Annotated in this window: 15 protein-coding genes; 9 read left to right on the forward strand and 6 right to left on the reverse strand. The window is 41.0% G+C overall.

Features of this window, described 5'->3' with window-relative positions; translation table 11 throughout:
• Positions 1-182: 182 nt before the first annotated feature.
• Genes rpsB through rplM form a run of 3 tightly spaced genes read right to left on the reverse strand, consistent with a single transcriptional unit; the run spans position 183 to position 1,849 of the window.
• Positions 183-989, reverse strand: coding sequence for a 30S ribosomal protein S2 (rpsB, locus tag NMK93_RS03700; RefSeq protein ID WP_254529673.1), 807 nt, complete (start codon positions 987-989; stop codon positions 183-185).
• Positions 990-1,007: 18 nt separating this feature from the next.
• Positions 1,008-1,394, reverse strand: coding sequence for a 30S ribosomal protein S9 (gene rpsI / locus NMK93_RS03705; protein ID WP_094255221.1), 387 nt, complete (start codon positions 1,392-1,394; stop codon positions 1,008-1,010).
• An 11-nt stretch (positions 1,395-1,405) separates the two neighbouring features.
• Complete coding sequence (gene rplM / locus NMK93_RS03710; RefSeq protein ID WP_094255220.1) at positions 1,406-1,849, reverse strand: 50S ribosomal protein L13; 444 nt, start codon at positions 1,847-1,849, stop codon at positions 1,406-1,408.
• 859 nt (positions 1,850-2,708) lie between these two features.
• On the opposite strand from rplM, the gene NMK93_RS03715 reads away from it, so the two are divergent.
• The 5 genes from NMK93_RS03715 to NMK93_RS03735 all read left to right on the forward strand — a co-directional run bounded on the left by NMK93_RS03715 (position 2,709) and on the right by NMK93_RS03735 (position 8,455).
• Complete coding sequence (locus NMK93_RS03715) at positions 2,709-4,415, forward strand: tetratricopeptide repeat protein (RefSeq protein ID WP_254529675.1); 1,707 nt, start codon at positions 2,709-2,711, stop codon at positions 4,413-4,415.
• Positions 4,393-5,175 (forward strand): DUF4292 domain-containing protein, encoded by a 783-nt coding sequence (locus tag NMK93_RS03720; protein WP_254529677.1) that lies wholly within the window; start codon positions 4,393-4,395, stop codon positions 5,173-5,175. The genes NMK93_RS03715 and NMK93_RS03720 overlap by 23 nt, the downstream gene beginning before the upstream one ends.
• A gap of 109 nt (positions 5,176-5,284) precedes the next feature.
• Complete coding sequence (locus NMK93_RS03725; RefSeq protein ID WP_185216081.1) at positions 5,285-6,562, forward strand: murein hydrolase activator EnvC; 1,278 nt, start codon at positions 5,285-5,287, stop codon at positions 6,560-6,562.
• A gap of 75 nt (positions 6,563-6,637) precedes the next feature.
• Positions 6,638-6,853, forward strand: coding sequence for a twin-arginine translocase TatA/TatE family subunit (locus NMK93_RS03730; RefSeq protein WP_093098747.1), 216 nt, complete (start codon positions 6,638-6,640; stop codon positions 6,851-6,853).
• A 150-nt stretch (positions 6,854-7,003) separates the two neighbouring features.
• A complete protein-coding gene (locus NMK93_RS03735) occupies positions 7,004-8,455 on the forward strand; it encodes a lytic transglycosylase domain-containing protein (RefSeq protein WP_254529679.1) in 1,452 nt (483 codons plus the stop codon).
• A gap of 45 nt (positions 8,456-8,500) precedes the next feature.
• Here the strand turns inward: NMK93_RS03735 and NMK93_RS03740 are convergent, their stop codons facing one another.
• Together NMK93_RS03740 and NMK93_RS03745 are read right to left on the reverse strand one after the other, a co-directional pair.
• The gene (locus NMK93_RS03740) at positions 8,501-9,016 is read right to left on the reverse strand and encodes a phosphoribosyltransferase family protein (protein WP_185210686.1); all 516 of its coding nucleotides are present in this window, start codon (positions 9,014-9,016) and stop codon (positions 8,501-8,503) included.
• A 103-nt stretch (positions 9,017-9,119) separates the two neighbouring features.
• Complete coding sequence (locus NMK93_RS03745) at positions 9,120-9,695, reverse strand: C40 family peptidase (RefSeq protein ID WP_185210684.1); 576 nt, start codon at positions 9,693-9,695, stop codon at positions 9,120-9,122.
• 481 nt (positions 9,696-10,176) lie between these two features.
• Between NMK93_RS03745 and thrA the strand changes: the two genes are divergently transcribed.
• Genes thrA through thrC form a run of 3 tightly spaced genes read left to right on the forward strand, consistent with a single transcriptional unit; the run spans position 10,177 to position 14,960 of the window.
• Positions 10,177-12,624, forward strand: coding sequence for a bifunctional aspartate kinase/homoserine dehydrogenase I (gene thrA, locus NMK93_RS03750; RefSeq protein ID WP_185210682.1), 2,448 nt, complete (start codon positions 10,177-10,179; stop codon positions 12,622-12,624).
• 19 nt (positions 12,625-12,643) lie between these two features.
• Positions 12,644-13,636, forward strand: coding sequence for a homoserine kinase (locus NMK93_RS03755; protein WP_254529681.1), 993 nt, complete (start codon positions 12,644-12,646; stop codon positions 13,634-13,636).
• Between the two features lie 16 nt (positions 13,637-13,652).
• A complete protein-coding gene (gene thrC / locus NMK93_RS03760) occupies positions 13,653-14,960 on the forward strand; it encodes a threonine synthase (RefSeq protein ID WP_254529683.1) in 1,308 nt (435 codons plus the stop codon).
• Between the two features lie 73 nt (positions 14,961-15,033).
• Here thrC and NMK93_RS03765 read toward each other — a convergent pair whose 3' ends face one another.
• Positions 15,034-16,179: a thioredoxin family protein gene (locus NMK93_RS03765; protein ID WP_254529685.1), complete on the reverse strand. Its 1,146-nt coding sequence runs from the start codon at positions 16,177-16,179 to the stop codon at positions 15,034-15,036.
• A 172-nt stretch (positions 16,180-16,351) separates the two neighbouring features.
• On the opposite strand from NMK93_RS03765, the gene NMK93_RS03770 reads away from it, so the two are divergent.
• Positions 16,352-17,536: a class I SAM-dependent rRNA methyltransferase gene (locus NMK93_RS03770; protein ID WP_254529687.1), complete on the forward strand. Its 1,185-nt coding sequence runs from the start codon at positions 16,352-16,354 to the stop codon at positions 17,534-17,536.
• The last annotated feature ends 43 nt before the right edge of the window (positions 17,537-17,579 follow it).

Here is a 17,579-nt window from a genome sequence, read left to right on the forward strand (position 1 = left end):
TTTGTTAAAATTACAATTGATGTGTTAAGCATTCCTTGAATTAAAATCAACAGAATGTTAACTTTTAATGTTCAATAGGTTCTTGCCTTTCAGCAAAAAAACCGGAAAGACAGGGGCGGTAAAAGGAAGCAGATCTTCCAGAAACCAACACTTGTCTATCCGGCTTATATTATAGAATAAGATTATTCTACGTCTTTCGCTTTACGAGTGCGTTTTCCTGGAGTCGCTTCAGCAGCTTCACCATTGTCAACTGCAGCTTTAGCAGCAGCAGCTTCTTTTTCCGCGTCCTCTTCTTTATCGCGCTTGCGCTCTTCCAATCCTTCGATGATAGCTTTACCAATTACGCTTGCAATTAAGCTGATTGATTTAGTCGCGTCATCGTTCGCTGGAATAGGGAAGTCGATGTTTGTAGGGTCAGAGTTTGTATCAACCATTGCAAAAGTAGGGATGTTTAATTTCATCGCTTCTGCAACCGCAATATGCTCTTTCTTAACGTCGATAATGAATAATGCAGCAGGTAAACGGTTCAAGTCTGCGATACCTCCTAAAAGGTTCTCTAACTTGATACGCTCACGTTGGATCATCAATTTTTCTTTCTTAGACAATACATCGTAAGTGCCATCTTTCTGCATTTTATCGATGTTTGACATTTTCTTGATTGATTTGCGAACTGTTGCAAAGTTAGTAAGCATACCACCTAACCAACGTTCTGTCACGAAAGGCATGTTTACTGCTTTCGCTTGTTCTGCCACGATTTCTTTCGCTTGTTTCTTTGTAGCTACGAATAAAACTTTACGACCTGATTTTACGATCTGTTTGATCGCTGATGCTGCCTCTTCTAATTTTGTAAGAGTCTTGTTCAAGTCGATGATGTGGATACCATTGCGTTCCATGAAAATGTACTTAGCCATTTTCGGATCCCACTTACGAGTAAGGTGACCAAAGTGAACACCTGCATCCAATAATTCTTGATATGTTGTTCTTGCCATTTTTTGATCCTCCTTATATTAACGTTTACTGAATTGGAATCTTCTACGTGCCTTACGACGTCCTGGTTTCTTACGCTCAACCATACGGTCATCACGTGTCATCAAACCTTTAGAACGTAAAGCAGGTTTTACTTCTGGGTTAAGCTCTACCAAAGCTTTTGCAATCGCTAAACGAACTGCTTCTGCTTGGCCTTTTACCCCACCACCTTGAACGTTAACATTGATGTCAAAATTTGCAAGAGAATCTGCTACCAATAACGATTGAGTAACGATGTATTGCAAAGGTAATGTAGGAAAATATTCCTTGTAATCTTTACCGTTTACGGTAATGTTTCCATTGCCAGCTGTTAAGTAGATGCGGGCAACAGCAGTTTTTCTTCTTCCTGAAGTGTTAGTTGTTGACATAATCGTTCTCCTTAAAATTTAACTGGTTTTGGATTCTGAGCCTCATGCTTGTGCTCTGTTCCAGCATAAACATATAGGTTCTTAAATAACTGACGTCCTAAACGGTTCTTAGGCAACATCCCGCGAACAGCTTTCTCAATGATGCGCTCTGGGTGCTTTGCCATTAACTCTTTTGGAGAAACGAAACGCTGACCACCTGGGTAGCCTGTGTAGCGAACATATACCTTGTCGCCCAACTTGTTTCCAGTCAATCTAATCTTGTCTGCATTGATAACAATCACGTTATCTCCACAGTCTACGTGTGGGGTGAATGAAGGCTTGTGCTTTCCACGGATCACTTTCGCAATCTCGCTTGCCAAGCGCCCCAAAATCTCGCCTTCAGCGTCAACAACGATCCATTCTTTGTTAACGGTGTTCTTGTTAGCAGAGACAGTTTTGTAACTTAACGTATTCACTTGCTTTTATTTAATTAATTAATAATGTTTTAATTCCTATTGTAATCACTACAATTAGGTCTGCAAAGGTACAATAATTATATTTAATTCTCAAAGCCAATTTTACTTTTTGTTTCCAGCTGTTTTTCATGGCTTTAGCTACATGGCAGAAAAGCCACAACATGCCCTATTTTGTTTGAAACCATTCATCTAAAATAATGCAGCCCCCCATGTGGCTAGGTATCGCAAAATAAGTTTTTTTTGTGTCACGCTGAAGGTTCTCCGAAGTGTCTCGGAACAATTCAATCATAATTGTATTGGTGAACAGGTCCTACACCGCAGGTGTAGGAAGACAGCAGGTTATGAGATATTTACGTAGGGCACAGCGAAGAATCTATTTTTGTTTTTTTGAATTTGGGGTCTTTCAGAAATTGTCAGATGAAGAAACTATTTTTTATTAAGTTCACCCAATTAAAGAAGATCTTCAGAAAACATTTCTCCCACACAGTGGGTTCTTCATGAGGAATTCCTTGTGTCTACAAAAATGTCACCCCCTTCCAGTGTTTCCCAATTTATAAAAACATTTATCCCTCCGAAGGAAGCCCTAGCAGGAAATGCGGCAGAATCCTTCAGGAAATTAGGTCAGGTTGTTTAATCCAAATTATCTAACCAATGACCTTTTAGAAATAAACGGCTTTCAAGGAATAATCCCTCTTGTTAAGGCATATTTATAGGTGATTTTATCGTGATTTAACATTTCTTAAAGATATTCATTTAAACTTTTCTGCATTTTTGTACTCTTTAAAATTAATTTATTACCTTGAATAGCCTTAGACTGTGCGCTAAGCAAGATAAAAGGTGAATAATTAAAGAGATTTAGATGAGAAGATTACATTGGTGCAAACCCCTGGTTCTGGGAGTAATGTTGATGGCGGGACAAGTGTTGTTTGCGCAAGAATTGAAGGATGATAAGGGTTATAAGGAGCAATTGGCATCTATTGAGTCCAAGCTGAAAAGTGGGGATTTAGCAAATGCTCTGCAAAGTATTGAAGAGACCCTGGAGAAATACCCGAATGGAGCAGAGGTCTACTATGCGAAATCCTTGTTATATGCTCAAGCTAGAAACTTTGATGTTGCCTTGCCTGCTGCTGAGGAGGCCGTGAAGATTGCTCCTGAGAATATCATATACAACAACCATCTTCTGGAACTGTACAAGAGCAAAGGTGATTTCACCTCTGCGGTCGAGTTATTAGATGAGTTCATCAAGAAGCAACCCAACAATCCGCAGGTATATCGTGAAAAGATCATGATGCAGCATGCCGGTAAAAAATCGGAAGATGCATTGAAGACATATGAAGAAACGAAAGCTAAGTTCGGTGAAACGGATACCCTAGATGTCCTGAAGGCTGAAATTCTGATGGATATGGATCGCCCACGAGAAGCCAATGAGGTTCTTCAACAGTGGAGAAAGAAAAAATCTCCGATTCGCCAGGTGTACAGTAGCCTGAGCTATATCTTGCTGGACGAAAAGAAACCGAAGGAAGCCCTGACCGTTTTGGATGAAGGGCTGGCCACGACAAAAGATGATCTGCTTTACCTGGATATGGCAGATGCCAATATGGCGCTGAAAAAAGGCTCGCAGGCTTTTGAGAATATCAAAAAGGCCTTTCAATCAGACGCGGTAACCTTTATCGACAAGCATCGGGTCATGATGAACCTGGTGAACAACAATAAGGATTTTACGAAAGACCAATTGCAGGACTTGGCGAACACCTTGGTGTTAAAGCACCCAAGGATGCCCGATAGTCATATGTTTAAAGGAGATATCCTTTGGATGCGTGGTGACCTTGACCAGGCCAAGTCACTTTACTTGACAACGGTGAGCATGAACCCGCAGCATGTGGATGCATGGCGTAAGTTGATCAATGTGGAATTGGCGCAGAACAAATTAGATGGAGCCATCGTGGATGGAAAAGAGGCATTGAGCCATAATCCCAATAATGTGATCATCACTTATTTTGTTGGGGTTGCCTATATGATGAAAAAAGATACCGACAACGCCAGGTTGTTCCTTGAGCGTGCCCTGGATCAGAGCGGCAATGAGAATGACTTCGTGAAGTCCATGATTTACGGTGGTTTGGGTGACCTTTACCATGAGATCAAGATGGAGTCGGCATCTGAAGTGGCGTACGAGGAAGCAATCAAATTGGATAGCAACAATGTAACGGTGATGAACAATGCCGCCTATTATCTTTCGCTACAAAAGAAAGATCTGGATAAAGCTGCTGCATACGCCAAGAAGGCAAATGAGTTGGAGCCAAATTCTGGAACCTTCCAAGATACCTATGCCTGGGTGCTATTCCAACAAGGGAAATATCAGGAAGCCTTGGTATGGATCGAGAAAGCGATCAAAAATTCGGAACCATCGGGCGTATTATATGATCATTATGGTGATATCCTGATCAAATTAGGAAAGACCAAGGAAGCATTGAAGCAATGGGAGAAGGCGATGACCTATTCGGAAGGAAGTGCCTTGGATAAGGAAAAGTTAAAACAGAAAATCAGTGAGAAGAAATATATTGAGTAAAATCAGTTTGGTCTTGGCGGTATTGATGCTTGCATCAGCCTGTGCCAGTAAAAAGGCAACCGTTAAGAAGGGGGATGCCGCTGCTACAGCAAAGGGTAAGGACCTTTTGAGCACCTATGAATTGAACAATTTGAACTTTATCACCTTCTCAGGTCGGGCAAAGGCAAGGGTGCAGTTTGGTGAAGAGACCCAGAACGTAACCTTGAATGTGCGTATGGAACGGGATAAGGCCATTTGGATTTCGGTTACTGCACTCTTGGGGATTGAAGCTGCCCGGGTCTTGATTACTCCAGACAGTGTAAAGATCATCAATAGATTGCAGAGCGAGTATATCGCTAAACCATTTTCCTATATATATAGGTATACCAATCCTGGTATTTCCTTTAGGATGTTGCAGGATATCTTGGTAGGCAATATATCAACAGAGATGTTGCGTACCGATCAATTGCAGATCGCGACCAGTGAAGACGATGTGCAGGTTATCGGGGTGAAGGATGGATTGACCTTTCATTACGGTGTGAACAAAAGTAACAGACCGACCCTGTTCAACTTGATGGAGCTGGGCAAATCCAATAAATTGGAAGCTCAGTACAGTGAGTTTGCTGTAATTGACGGACATAATTTTCCACAGAGATTCACGTTAAACATTGAAGGTAGTGGTGCGAAAGTGTCTTCAGACTTGCTTTACAACAAGTCGGAATTCAATAAAGGCGTGGAACTTTACTTCAGTATTCCGTCCAGATATAAGGCAATCAATTAATTGCTAGGCTGATTGAATGTAAAGAAATTGTGTTTTTATTATTTTCGTATTAAGTATATCCTTATTTTTGGAAGTTCTGTAAAATAGAGACGAAAGAATTTAACATTTCATGGATTTTAAAAAGATTGTACTCAGTATATTTTCCTTATTGCTATTTGTTGGCTTGAGCTATGGACAAAGTAGTTTGGAATTAAAGAAACAAAGGGAAAGAATAGATAGAGAAATTGCTGAGCTCCAAAAAATATTAAGTGCCAAGACCCAGGAGAAGATCCTATCCCAACAGGAAGTTGCTGCGCTGAGCAAGCAGTTGGACCTGAGGGAGAATAAAATCAGTACCATCAATTCGGAGTTGCGCATTATCAACAAAAACATTTCATCAAATAATGCCATCGTAGATAAGCTTAAGGCGGAGTTGGAAAAAATGAGACAGGATTATGAAAAGATGATCCTATTTGCATTTAGGAACAAGAACTCCTACAATAAGATGATGTTTATCTTCGCTTCAAAGGACTTTAACCAAGCCTTTAAAAGGGTAAAATACCTGCAGCAATTTACTGATGCCCGAAAGGTCAAGGTTGCCGAGATCGAGGGAACCAAGAAACAGATCGAGCTGAAGATTGCGCAATTGGAAAGAGATAAAAAGACGCAACAGTCCCTGTTGAAAGAACAGGAAGCTGAGCGTAATACCATAGCCAAGGATAAAGCGGCCCACTCTCAGGAGTTGAACCAATTGGCTCGTGAGGAGCGTACGTTCCGCGGTCAGTTGACGAAAAAACAACAAGAAAAGAAACGCCTGGATGCAGCGATCAAGACTGCCATTGCCCGTGAGGTAGAAGCAGCACGTAGAGCTGAGGAAGAACGCAGAAGAAGATTGGCGGAAGCTGAGGCTAAGAAAACAGGTACCACTGTTACAGAAGCCGAGAAGAAAATTGAAAAGAAAACAGGTTCAGCTGTATTGAACAACTCACCGGAAGCAACCAAGTTGTCGGCTGGTTTCTCATCCAACAGAGGACGTTTGCCATGGCCGGTAGGACAGGGTAATATTGTACGTAACTACGGTAGTGTTACGGTAGAGCGTGGAGTTCGTGACTTCTATGATTATATCCGTATCCGTACATCGGATGGGGCACCTGTAAAAACGGTATTTGAAGGTACGGTATTGCAGGTTATCAATATCGGATCGTATGCCGTGGTGGTTCAACATGGTGAGTATCTGACGGCTTATTCAAACCTGAAATCGGTAAATGTAAGCAAGGGTCAGAAGATCTCTACAGGGACCGTAATCGGGGCTGCAGACTCCGATCCAGAGGTAGGTTATTCCTATATAGACTTGAGCGTTTATCGCGGTACAACTTCGATGAATCCTTCAATATGGATAGCAAGATAGTTACAGGGATTTAAATTATTTATCTATATATTTGTTAGATACACTAAAAGAAAAGAATCAGTAAATTAGTAGAATATGTATACATCAGGATTATTATTTATCGGTACCAATGAGATTATCATTATCGTGGTATTGGCGTTATTGTTATTTGGGGGAAAGAAAATTCCTGAATTGATGCGTGGGTTAGGACGTGGCGTGAAAGAATTCAAAGAAGGCCAAAAAGATGATCCAAATGCTGAAGGCAACACAAATACAACAGCTAATAATGATACAGTTAACAAACAAGGTTAATTATTTTCATTAAAAGATTTTATAAAGTTTCACTGGATACGTCATGTGTCTGGTGAAACTTTTTTTTATAGCTAACCAAAAAGAATTGGCACAAATTGCCAACGATAAGCGAAGAACTAACACAGATAGTTTTTACAGTAGCGATTACTTATGAACAAAAAAATTAGTTTCCTAGTTACAATAGGCTTGTGTGTCCTGAAGTTTGGGTACGCACAGGAACAGCAGGTGGATCCAACTGTCTTTGGGGAAACCTTTCAGGCCAATATTATTGACCAATTAGAGAAAGATAAGGAAAAGACTTTCCTGATGTTGGATTCTGTCAAGCAACTGGCAGGTGGCAGCGTTGTCTTCAGTGAAGAGGACGTCAATATCGCCCAGCGGATCCAAAGGATCCAGAAAACGGTCCCTTTGGAATATAATGTCCGCGTCAAGGCTTATCTGGATAAATATATTTCCAGGAATTACAAGCCTTATATGGAAAAGCTGCTAGGCTTGAGCGAATATTATTTCCCGATCTATGACCAGATCTTTGCCGAACAAGGCGTGCCCGATGAGGTAAAGTATCTGTCCGTTATTGAATCTTCCCTAAACCCGCATACCGTTTCCACTTCTGGAGCCGTTGGCCCATGGCAGTTTATCTATGGCACCGCTAAGGTCTATAACCTGACCATGGATTCTAATTTTGACGAGCGAAAGGATGTATACTCGACAACCTATGCGGTCTCCAGTTATTTAAAGGAGGCTTATGATGAATTCAATGATTGGTTGTTGGCCCTGGCTTCGTATAACTGCGGTAGAGGCTGTGTGCGTCGCGCCATTATCCGTTCTGGATTGAACAGCCCGAACTACTGGGAACTGTCGCCATTCCTTCCTAAAGAAACCCAAAACTATATACCGAAATTCATTGCGATGACCTATGTGCTGAACCATGCAGAGCTGTATGGCTTGGATTCGGAGGTGAATGATCTGCAGACAGACCATAAGGTCCTGATGCTGGATAAATCGGTCAATATTAAGCAACTTGCATCTGCCTTGACCTGTTCTCCTGAATTGTTGAAGCAATTGAACCCAGGTTATAAGCGCGAAGTGGTGGTTGCAAGTCCTGAGAAACAAAGACGTTTGGTGATCCCCATTAATGAATCGATGAGCGATTCGTTGATCTATGCTGCCCTGCATAATCCGCAGGACGAGGCTATTCAAAAAGCCATCGCAGCAGTGGATGTAAAAGAGGACAAGGACCATAAGGTAACAAAAGGGGAGACCTTGCAGACTATTTCTAGAAAATATGGCGTCAGCGTCCAAAACTTAATGGCTTGGAACAACCTGACTTCAAGAAGTTCGATTGCAGGAAGGACCTTGGTGGTTTCAAGAGCCATTGATGAGGAACTGTCCAAGAATGTGCTGGCAGCAACACGTGCAAAGACCGCCGTGAAAAGTAACCCTACTTATGTAACCTATGTGGTGCGTAAAGGGGATACCTTGTCAGAGATCGCTGGAAAGCACCGTGGGGCTACCGTAAATAAGATAAAATCAGATAATAACCTTCGTGGGTCTAACCTACGCATTGGTCAGAAGCTGAAGATTTATAAGGGTAAGAGTTAATAGAGGGATTACCTAAACAAATAGAATTTTAAAAGGAAGATGCGGCTATGATAAATATGCCGCATCTTCTTTTTTATCGAATTCCTCCAGGACCACCTCAACGTGTTCTTTGAGGATGGTTGAAAGCTTTAATCCATAATAATCACTGAACACCGGGAACTGATGGTGGCTACGGTCGATTAGAACGGCTGTACGCATGCGTTTTAATGGAACGTTAAGAAACACACCCAGGCCATAAGCCAAGGTCCTACCGCTGTTTAAAACGTCGTCTATCAAGATGATTACTTTATCCTTTGCTGTTTCAATCGGAACATCTGTTGTCGCTTCCAGTTTACGCTTGGTTTTTTGCACAGTTACTTTGATCAATTCAAAGGTTTTGTCAGGTGCTATTTCCATAAGTATCTTCTGTAAGCGTTCGGCAAATACATAACCGCGGTCAGCTAGACCAACAAGAACAATTGTAGACTCGTCAAAGTTATCTTCTACGATTTGATAGGCAATACGTTTGGACTTTTGAAGGATCTGCTCTTTATTGAGGATAAGTGTTTTCTTAGATGACATTGTTGCTTTTTTGATAGGGGTAAATTTAGCAAAAATTTAAAAAATAAAGTCCGAAAGCATGACTTTCGGACTTTATTTTAATATTTTATAACTCTAGTTTGTTCTAGTGAAGATTGCTTTTCTGATTTGGGTTGGCATCAGCAGTCATGATACGCTCGCCATCTTCCAATTTAGGACGGCCACCGTTATAGTAGTATCGCTTCCAGTAAGCTTCATTTAGGTTACTTACCATGACACCTTTACTAGATGACGCATGTGCAAATTTATCATCTCCTAAATAAACACCTACGTGGGTAATGCTTCTGCTTCTGATCTTAAAGAACACCAAGTCTCCAGGTTGTAAATCATTCTTACGAATAGGGGTTACATTGGAATATTGATTGCGGCTATTATAACCGATCGTGGTGTTGAACACATTCTCATAAACTGCCAACGAGAATTTAGAACAGTCGATCCCTCTTTTAGAATCACCTCCAAGGCGATAAGGAGTTCCTAACCATTCGTAAACAAACTGATAAAGTTTTGTGTTGGTAGTAGCGTTTGATGCAACGCCCATGATTTGAGAGAAGTATTCTTTTGCTAGGTTATCAGGGTCTGAGGATTTTTGGCTGGTTTGAGCCTGCGAGAATAGACATAAGCCTATGAATAGCATCACTGCCACTAGTTTCTTTGTTTTCATTAAATCGCTAATTTATACAACCATAAGCTCCCTGAAAGCCTTCATTTTTTTGTAATTTTTCAAACGAGCTGAAGCAAATCTAATACATACTGTATAGAATTCAAAACATTCTTAAAGAAATTTAACAAAGTTTTAACACTTTTAACATTTGGATTTTTTACCTGTTTAACCTTTCATTTGTCGATTTACATTTAAATATTGGCTTAATCTGATATAGGGCTACTTTTTATAATTTTTTTTAATTTTTTTAATAAAACTACATTGTTATATAAAATTTAATAATATATTTGGACATTCAAAAACAAAATTAATGTTAAACGCATCTATTATTATTACAATTATCATTACCACCGGGGGCAATACCAGGAGGAAGTGATTCTATTGTATAGTAATTAGTACAGATATTAGAAGCCTTCCTCTTTTGAGGAAGGCTTTTTTTATTTCCGATAAAACAAACAGTAAATAAACAGAGCAAGAAAGCATGAAAATTCTAAAATTTGGCGGGACATCCGTAGGTTCCGTAGAAAGTATCAAAGCAGTATTAGCCATCGTAAAGGAATCTTACGAAGCTGGAGAAAAGCCATTGGTCGTGTTGTCAGCGATGTCAGGAATCACCAACCTGTTGACAAAAATGGCTGAAGATGCAGCGGAAGGTAAGCCTTTTGCCGAGGATCTGAAACTCTTGGAAGAGAAACACTTTGAAGTGGTCAAAAAATTAATTGCCGTGAAGTTTCAAAATCCCGTGTTAACAAGATTGAAACTCTTGGTCAATGAATTGGAAGACCTGCTGCAAGGGGTTACCGCTTTAAAGGAACTTAGTAATCAGAGCAAAGATCTGATCATCTCTTATGGCGAACGCTGCAGTAATTATTTGGTCGCCAAGATCATGGAACAGGAAGTCCCCGAAGCAGAATACATCAACGCATCCCACTATATTAAAACAGATTCCAATTTTGGAAATGCCCACCTCAACGAACCGCTTACTGCACAATTAATCCAAGCACTTTCTCAAACACATGCCGATAAACTCCTATTTGTAACTGGATTCATCGGTTCTAATGATAAAGGCAGGATTACAACTTTAGGGCGTGGTGGTTCAGATTATACCGCTGCCATCTTCGGTTCGGTGCTGAATGCTTCTGCAATTGAGATCTGGACAGATGTGAACGGGATGTTGACCGCAGACCCTAGAATTGTTAAGAAAGCTTTTTCGTTGCCTGTCCTTTCCTATACTGAAGCTATGGAGCTTTCTTATTTTGGAGCGAAAGTCATCTATCCTCCAACGATGGTTCCGGCTTTTATGAAAAAGATTCCGATTGTAATCCGCAACACCTTTCAACCGAAATTCCCTGGAACGGTAATCCAGTTTGAGACTGGAAAGTCAGGTTTTCCGATCAAAGGTATCTCTTCGATTTCCGATGTGTCGGTAATTAACCTTACGGGTAGTGGAATGGTTGGTAAGTCCGGATTCAGTGGTCGTCTGTTTACCTTATTGGCTAGGGAGCAGATTAACGTCATCTTGATTACGCAATCTTCTTCCGAGCACAGTATCACTTTTGCTGTAAATCCAAGTGATTCGCAAAAGGCCGTTGAGCTTATCCAGAATGAATTCGAACTAGAGCTTTTGGCCAATAAGTTATCCCTGCCAGTTGTGGAAAGTGACCTATCCATCTTGGCAATCGTAGGGGAGAACATGAAACGTACGCCTGGCATGTCGGGTAAGTTATTCCATGCGCTTGGACGTAATGGTATCAATGTGCGTGCAATTGCTCAAGGCTCTTCAGAATTCAATATTTCAGTCATCATCAATAAGGAAGACCTTTCTAAGGCGCTGAACGCAGTACATGATGCCTTTTTCGCCGAGTTAAAGAAAACGCTTCATGTGTTCAATATTGGAACAGGCAATATTGGTTCTACTTTGTTCAGCCAATTACATAAACAGCACGCTTTCTTGGAAGAGCAAAATGATATAGAAGTCAAAGTAGTTGGTATTTCTAATTCCAGAAGGATGTATTTCAATGCCGATGGAATAGATCTTGGCAATTGGAAAGAAGAAATGGATGCTAACGGTGAAGTGGCGGATTTAGCAACCTTTATCGCAAAGATGCAGGAGATGAACCTACCAAACTGTGTGTTTATCGACAATACGGCGAGTAAATTGCCCGCAACCTATTATGAAAATATCTTTAAGGCGAATATCTCAATTGTAACCTGTAATAAGATCGCAAACTCTGGAGATTATGCTCAATATAAACTATTGCATGAGACGGCTAGAAAGCATGGTGTAGATTTCTTCTATGAAACCAATGTTGGTGCTGGCCTGCCGATTGTTAGGGTTCTTAAGGACTTGATGATGAGTGGCGACCGCTTGTTGAAGATAGAGGCTATCCTATCTGGAACCATCTCCTATATCTTTAATAATTTCAAGGGAGATGCTTCATTCTACGATGTAGTTAAGAAAGCGCAGGAGTTAGGATTTACAGAGCCTGATCCCCGTGATGATTTAGGAGGGATCGATTTTATGCGTAAGATGTTGATCTTGGGTAGGGATGCTGGATATCCGATTGAGTCTACAGATGTTCAATTGGGTAATATTCTTCCAGAAAGCTGTTTGAAGGCCGATTCGGTGGATGAATTCTATGCAGAGCTGTTAAAAGCTGATGATTACTTCAATAATTTGAAAGAAGAAGCAGAAAAGCAAGGTAAGGTAATTCGATACATCGGTACATTAGAGAATGGTAAAGTTGCAATCAGTTTGCAAATGGTCGATGAGAGCCATCCATTCTATGCCTTATCAGGAAGCGATAATATTATTTCATTTACGACGGAAAGATATAAAGAACGTCCATTGGTGGTAAAAGGTCCTGGTGCTGGGGCGGAAGTTACCGCTGGAGGGGTGTTCGCAGATTTAGTAAACGTCGGAGCTTAATTCTAAAACAATAGAAATCATGTCAAATCCTGAACAATTAGTAAATAAGGGAAATATATTGAATCCAGATAAATGGTTAAAAGAAGTACGGGTGTTTGCTCCAGCAACGGTAGCAAATATGATCTGTGGCTTTGATATATTGGGTTTTGCCGTAGATAAACCTGGAGATGAGGTTTATATGCAACGGGTGAAAGAGTCTGGAGTTCGGATTCGCTCCATCCAAGGAGACGATGGCCGTTTGCCATTAGACCCTGATAAGAATACCGTGAGCGCCTGTGTCAAGATGTTGTTGAGCCATTTAGGGCTTGAAGATGAAGTCGGCGTAGAAATCGACCTGATCAAGCACATGCCTATTGGAAGTGGATTAGGTTCTAGTTCGGCGAGTACGGTGGCAGGTTTGTTTGCCATAAACGCCCTTTTGGGGAATCCTTTGACCAAGAATGAGCTGATGCCTTTCTGTGTAGAGGGTGAACGATTGGCCTGTGGTCATGGCCATGCCGATAATGTTGCTCCTGCACTGATGGGTGGTATTACCTTGATCAGAGGTTATGAACCCCTAGATATCATCAATCTGCCTGTACCAGAAGATTTAGTAGCTGGTATTGTGTTTCCACAAGTGGATGTTCCGACAAGGGACGCAAGGCAATTGATCAAGGAAAAAGTATCCTTAAAAGATGCGGTTAATCAATGGGGCAATATAGCAGGTCTTGTGGCAGGATTATACCGTAGTGATTATGACTTGATCGGCAGAAGTATGCACGATGTACTGATCGAACCTACGCGGGCGATCTTGATACCTGAATTCTATGAAATGAAACGCATAGCGATGGAAGCTGGCGTGCTAAGCTTTGGGATCTCGGGTTCCGGACCTTCCGTGGTTGCTATCAGCAAGGGTGCTGAGGCTGCTCAATTGGCAGTAGATCGTATTCAAGAGCATTTAACCGCCAATGGTATCGATAGCTTACAGTTTGTCTCTGCAGTCAATGCGGAAGGACCCAAAATTCTTTCTTAAACCTAAACTTATTACAATGCAATTCTATAGTACTAACAATAAAGATCTACGCGTATCCTTTCAAGAGGCAGTTTTTAATTCCCTTCCTCAAGATAAGGGACTTTATATGCCGGAGAATATCCCAAGCCTAGATCCTTATTTCATTAAAAATATCCAGCAATACTCCTTTCAGGAGATTGCCTTTCAGATAGCCAATGCGATTATCGGGAATGACATCCCTGAAAAGGACCTCAAGGCCATCATCAATGATGCCATCAATTTTGATGCACCATTGCGTTTCCTTAGCGCTGAAACAGCGGTGTTGGAGCTTTTCCATGGACCATCTTATGCTTTTAAGGACTTTGGAGCCCGATTTATGAGCCGTGTTATGGGATACTTCTCAAAACAAGGCGAACAACTGTTAGACGTATTGGTAGCCACCTCTGGTGACACCGGTGGGGCTGTGGCCTTAGGCTTCCTTGACGTTGAAGGTACTCGAGTGACCATCCTTTACCCAAAGGGCAAGGTCTCTAAGGTTCAGGAAGAACAATTAACGACCAATGGACAAAACATCCGGGCATTGGAAGTGGAAGGCACCTTTGATGATTGCCAAGCCTTGGTTAAGCAGGCTTTCAATGATCCTGAGCTGAACCAAAAACTAAGGCTTACTTCCGCGAATTCTATCAATATTGCCAGATTGATTCCGCAGACCTTCTATTATTTCTGGGCCTATGCGCAGTTGAAAGCTCAGGGTATGCAAGAAGTGGTCTTCACCGTACCTAGTGGAAACTTTGGGAATATTGGAGCGGGCTTATTGGCCTATAAGATGGGATTACCGGTTTCGCATTTCGTGGCAGGTACGAATGTCAATGATACGGTGCCGCGTTTCTTGCAATCTGGAAAGTACGAACCAAAAGCCTCCGTTCAGACCTTGGCAAATGCGATGGACGTTGGAAACCCAAGTAACTGGGTCCGTATCCAAGACCTATTCCATAATAATCTTTCGGAACTGCAGGGAATAATCAGTTCATACACCTACAATGACGAAGAAACCAAAAAAGGAATGGATGAGCTGTATGAGAAGTTCAAATATGTGGCCTGTCCGCATACAGCGATTGCTTACCTAGCGTCCGAAGCCTACAGGAAAGATCATCCTGGCGAATATGCTTCGGTGTTCCTATCCACGGCACATCCTTGTAAGTTCCCCGAAGCGATTTCAGAGGAGGTTTATAAAGAAGTTAAACTACCAGAGGGTGCTGAGAAGCTGCAAGGCAAACCAAAGCTGGCAGAAGAGTTGAAAGTAGATTACGACGCCTTCAAGGCTTACTTGATAGAGAACAATTAATATCTTCTATACATGCAAAAAGGATCAATCCAAGAATATCGGATTGATCCTTTTTTTATTCTAATAAAGCAAGTTATTCCAGGGTTGCCAATAGTTCTTCCAGCCTATCTAAAGGGAACCTGATTTTCGCCAATTTCCCAGTCTTTGTATTGATGATCATATAGGTAGGGTAGCTTTGTACGGACAAAGAATCTTCCAAAACCTTTACTTCTGACTTATCCAACCAAAAATTATCATATTTCTTTGGTTCTTTGGCTAGGTGGCTTTTCCAAACATCTTCTTTTTGATCAATGGATAACCCAATAAATTTGATGTTCTTTTTACTTATACCTGCAATCCTTTCATATTCAGGATGCTGTTGAAGGCAAGGAACGCACCATGTTGCCCAAACATCAATGACGATATAGTCTGCTTCCTTGTATAAATCTTTGATATTGAGTTTTTCATTCTTGAGGTTACTTAATTTTAGTGAAGGAAAATCTATATTAGTCATCAATTTATTCTTATGGTCTACCATATCATATTGATTCTGCAGCTCATTGATTTTGTTCAGAGAGAGGTCTTGCTCCTTAACTTTGGCTATTAGTTCCTCGATTTGCTCCAAATGCTTCGGCGATAATTCTGGAAAGCCTGTAGACATAAACGGATTCGTTAAGAAATTTCCCAAGTATTCAACCGTCAATAAGGAATTTGGGTATTTATTTAGTGCATTGATCTTTTCATTAAATCCCCATTCTGTAATCTCTTCTAATGAGGCCTCCTTCTCCTTATATTTCACCCTTTGTTGTTCTCGGAGAGCATTCATTTCAGCTAGTTGCTTATTCAATTCACTATCCTCTACAGATGCTTTTTTCTCTTTTGCATCTAAGGTTATTATCATGTTATTATTATCCACGATTATAGGCAATGCATCTCTTTCATAGGTAATTTCCTTTCTATTTAACAATTCATCATGTAACTCATCGAATGTTGGATATTCATTTTTGCTCAGTACAAAGAAAGAATGGTTTACCTGTTCCTTAGGCAATTCACCAGGGATCTTAAATTCAAAAGTATTGTTACTCAATTTATGCACTTGAAAACCATTAAAACTGGATAGGTGAACATACTTTATGCTGTCGCCAAAGTTGCTGATGGTGCCTTTGATGGTTACCTCTTGTGCAGAAAGGGATTGAAAGAAAATCGAAATAAATAGGAAGATAGTGATGAAAAGTCTCATAAGATGTTTATTAGTGGTTGTTATGAATATAATGAAAATAAATGTTGAAAGAGAATAAAGGTTCCAACGGTAAGAAAAGAAGAGGATAAAAATCATGAAAGGGAGTCTGTTATTCAAAGTTTTTTATTCCATGATGAATTAATTTCTTTCAATTCTATTTATTTTTGCATTCATGAATAAAATAATCCTGAACAAAGGAAAGGATAAAGCCGCTTGGCAATTACATCCATGGGTCTTTTCCGGTGCAATCTCAGCTGCCCTGGGCAAACCGCAAAATGGAGATATCGTTTCTGTCTACAACATAGAAGATGAATTTATTGCCTACGGTATATACAATGGTAACTCGAGGGTTGCGGTCCGCTTATTGGAATGGGACCCTAGTCAGGAGATCACTGAACAATGGTGGCGCAATCGGGTAAGCAAAGCGGTCAATAACCGTTTGAGCTTATTGCACGATAGCAACAATACCGTTCGATTGATCTTCGCAGAGGCCGACTTCCTACCAGGATTGATAGCCGATAAATATGCCGACTTTATTTCCGTACAGGTTCATTCCGCAGGAATTGAAAAAGTAAAGGATATTATCGTCGATCAGCTCGTTCAGTTATTACAACCCAAAGGGATCTATGAGCGCAGTGACCTGAAATCTAGAGAATATGAAGGGCTCCCTGATACCAATGGTCTTCTTTTTGGAACCGTACCTCCTGAATTCGTTGATGTCATTGAAAATGGTATACATTATCAAGTCAATATCGTAGAAGGGCAGAAGTCTGGCTTTTATTGCGATCAACGCGAAAATAGAGCCATTACGGCGAGTTATGCAAAGGATAAGAAGATGTTAGATTGCTTTAGTTACTCTGGCGGGTTTACCCTGAATGCCTTTCGCGAAGGTGCGAGCTCCATTACTTCTGTTGACAGCTCAGGACTGGCTATCGAAACCTTAAAGAACAATATCAAGCTCAATGGATTTGATAGCAACAAACATACCGCTGTACAGTCTGATGTCAATAAATACCTGAGGGAATTGGGGGAGCAGGGGGAGAAGTTTGATGTCATCGTTTTAGATCCACCAAAATATGCACCAACAAGGTCTGCATTAGAAAAAGCTTCCCGAGCGTACAAAGACCTGAATAGACGCGGGCTTATGCTTCTTAATAGCGGAGGCCTTCTGGCTACGTTTTCCTGCTCAGGAGCCATGGACATCGATACCTTCAAACAGGTCATCGCTTGGGCCGCTCTAGACGCCGGTAAAGAAATCCAATTTATCTATCAATATTGCCAACCCGAAGACCATCCTGTCCGTGCTTCCTTCCCAGAAAGTGAGTATCTGAAAGGTTTGTTGGTTAGGGTCCTTTAGATGTGAGATATGAGATGTTAGATGTGAGATAGAAAGGCTAACA

The organism is Sphingobacterium sp. LZ7M1 (assembly GCF_024296865.1).
Taxonomy (GTDB): Bacteria; Bacteroidota; Bacteroidia; order Sphingobacteriales; family Sphingobacteriaceae; genus Sphingobacterium.

Excerpts from the sequence above, each read along its gene's own strand:
- rpsB (WP_254529673.1), bottom strand. The coding sequence starts at position 989 with ATGGCAAGAACAACATATCAAGAATTATTGGATGCAGGTGTTCACTTT.
- rpsI (WP_094255221.1), bottom strand. The coding sequence starts at position 1,394 with ATGTCAACAACTAACACTTCAGGAAGAAGAAAAACTGCTGTTGCCCGC.
- NMK93_RS03715 (WP_254529675.1), top strand. The coding sequence starts at position 2,709 with ATGAGAAGATTACATTGGTGCAAACCCCTGGTTCTGGGAGTAATGTTG.
- NMK93_RS03725 (WP_185216081.1), top strand. The coding sequence starts at position 5,285 with ATGGATTTTAAAAAGATTGTACTCAGTATATTTTCCTTATTGCTATTT.
- NMK93_RS03730 (WP_093098747.1), top strand. The coding sequence starts at position 6,638 with ATGTATACATCAGGATTATTATTTATCGGTACCAATGAGATTATCATT.
- NMK93_RS03735 (WP_254529679.1), top strand. The coding sequence starts at position 7,004 with ATGAACAAAAAAATTAGTTTCCTAGTTACAATAGGCTTGTGTGTCCTG.
- NMK93_RS03740 (WP_185210686.1), bottom strand. The coding sequence starts at position 9,016 with ATGTCATCTAAGAAAACACTTATCCTCAATAAAGAGCAGATCCTTCAA.
- NMK93_RS03745 (WP_185210684.1), bottom strand. The coding sequence starts at position 9,695 with ATGAAAACAAAGAAACTAGTGGCAGTGATGCTATTCATAGGCTTATGT.
- thrA (WP_185210682.1), top strand. The coding sequence starts at position 10,177 with ATGAAAATTCTAAAATTTGGCGGGACATCCGTAGGTTCCGTAGAAAGT.
- NMK93_RS03755 (WP_254529681.1), top strand. The coding sequence starts at position 12,644 with ATGTCAAATCCTGAACAATTAGTAAATAAGGGAAATATATTGAATCCA.
- thrC (WP_254529683.1), top strand. The coding sequence starts at position 13,653 with ATGCAATTCTATAGTACTAACAATAAAGATCTACGCGTATCCTTTCAA.
- NMK93_RS03765 (WP_254529685.1), bottom strand. The coding sequence starts at position 16,179 with ATGAGACTTTTCATCACTATCTTCCTATTTATTTCGATTTTCTTTCAA.
- NMK93_RS03770 (WP_254529687.1), top strand. The coding sequence starts at position 16,352 with ATGAATAAAATAATCCTGAACAAAGGAAAGGATAAAGCCGCTTGGCAA.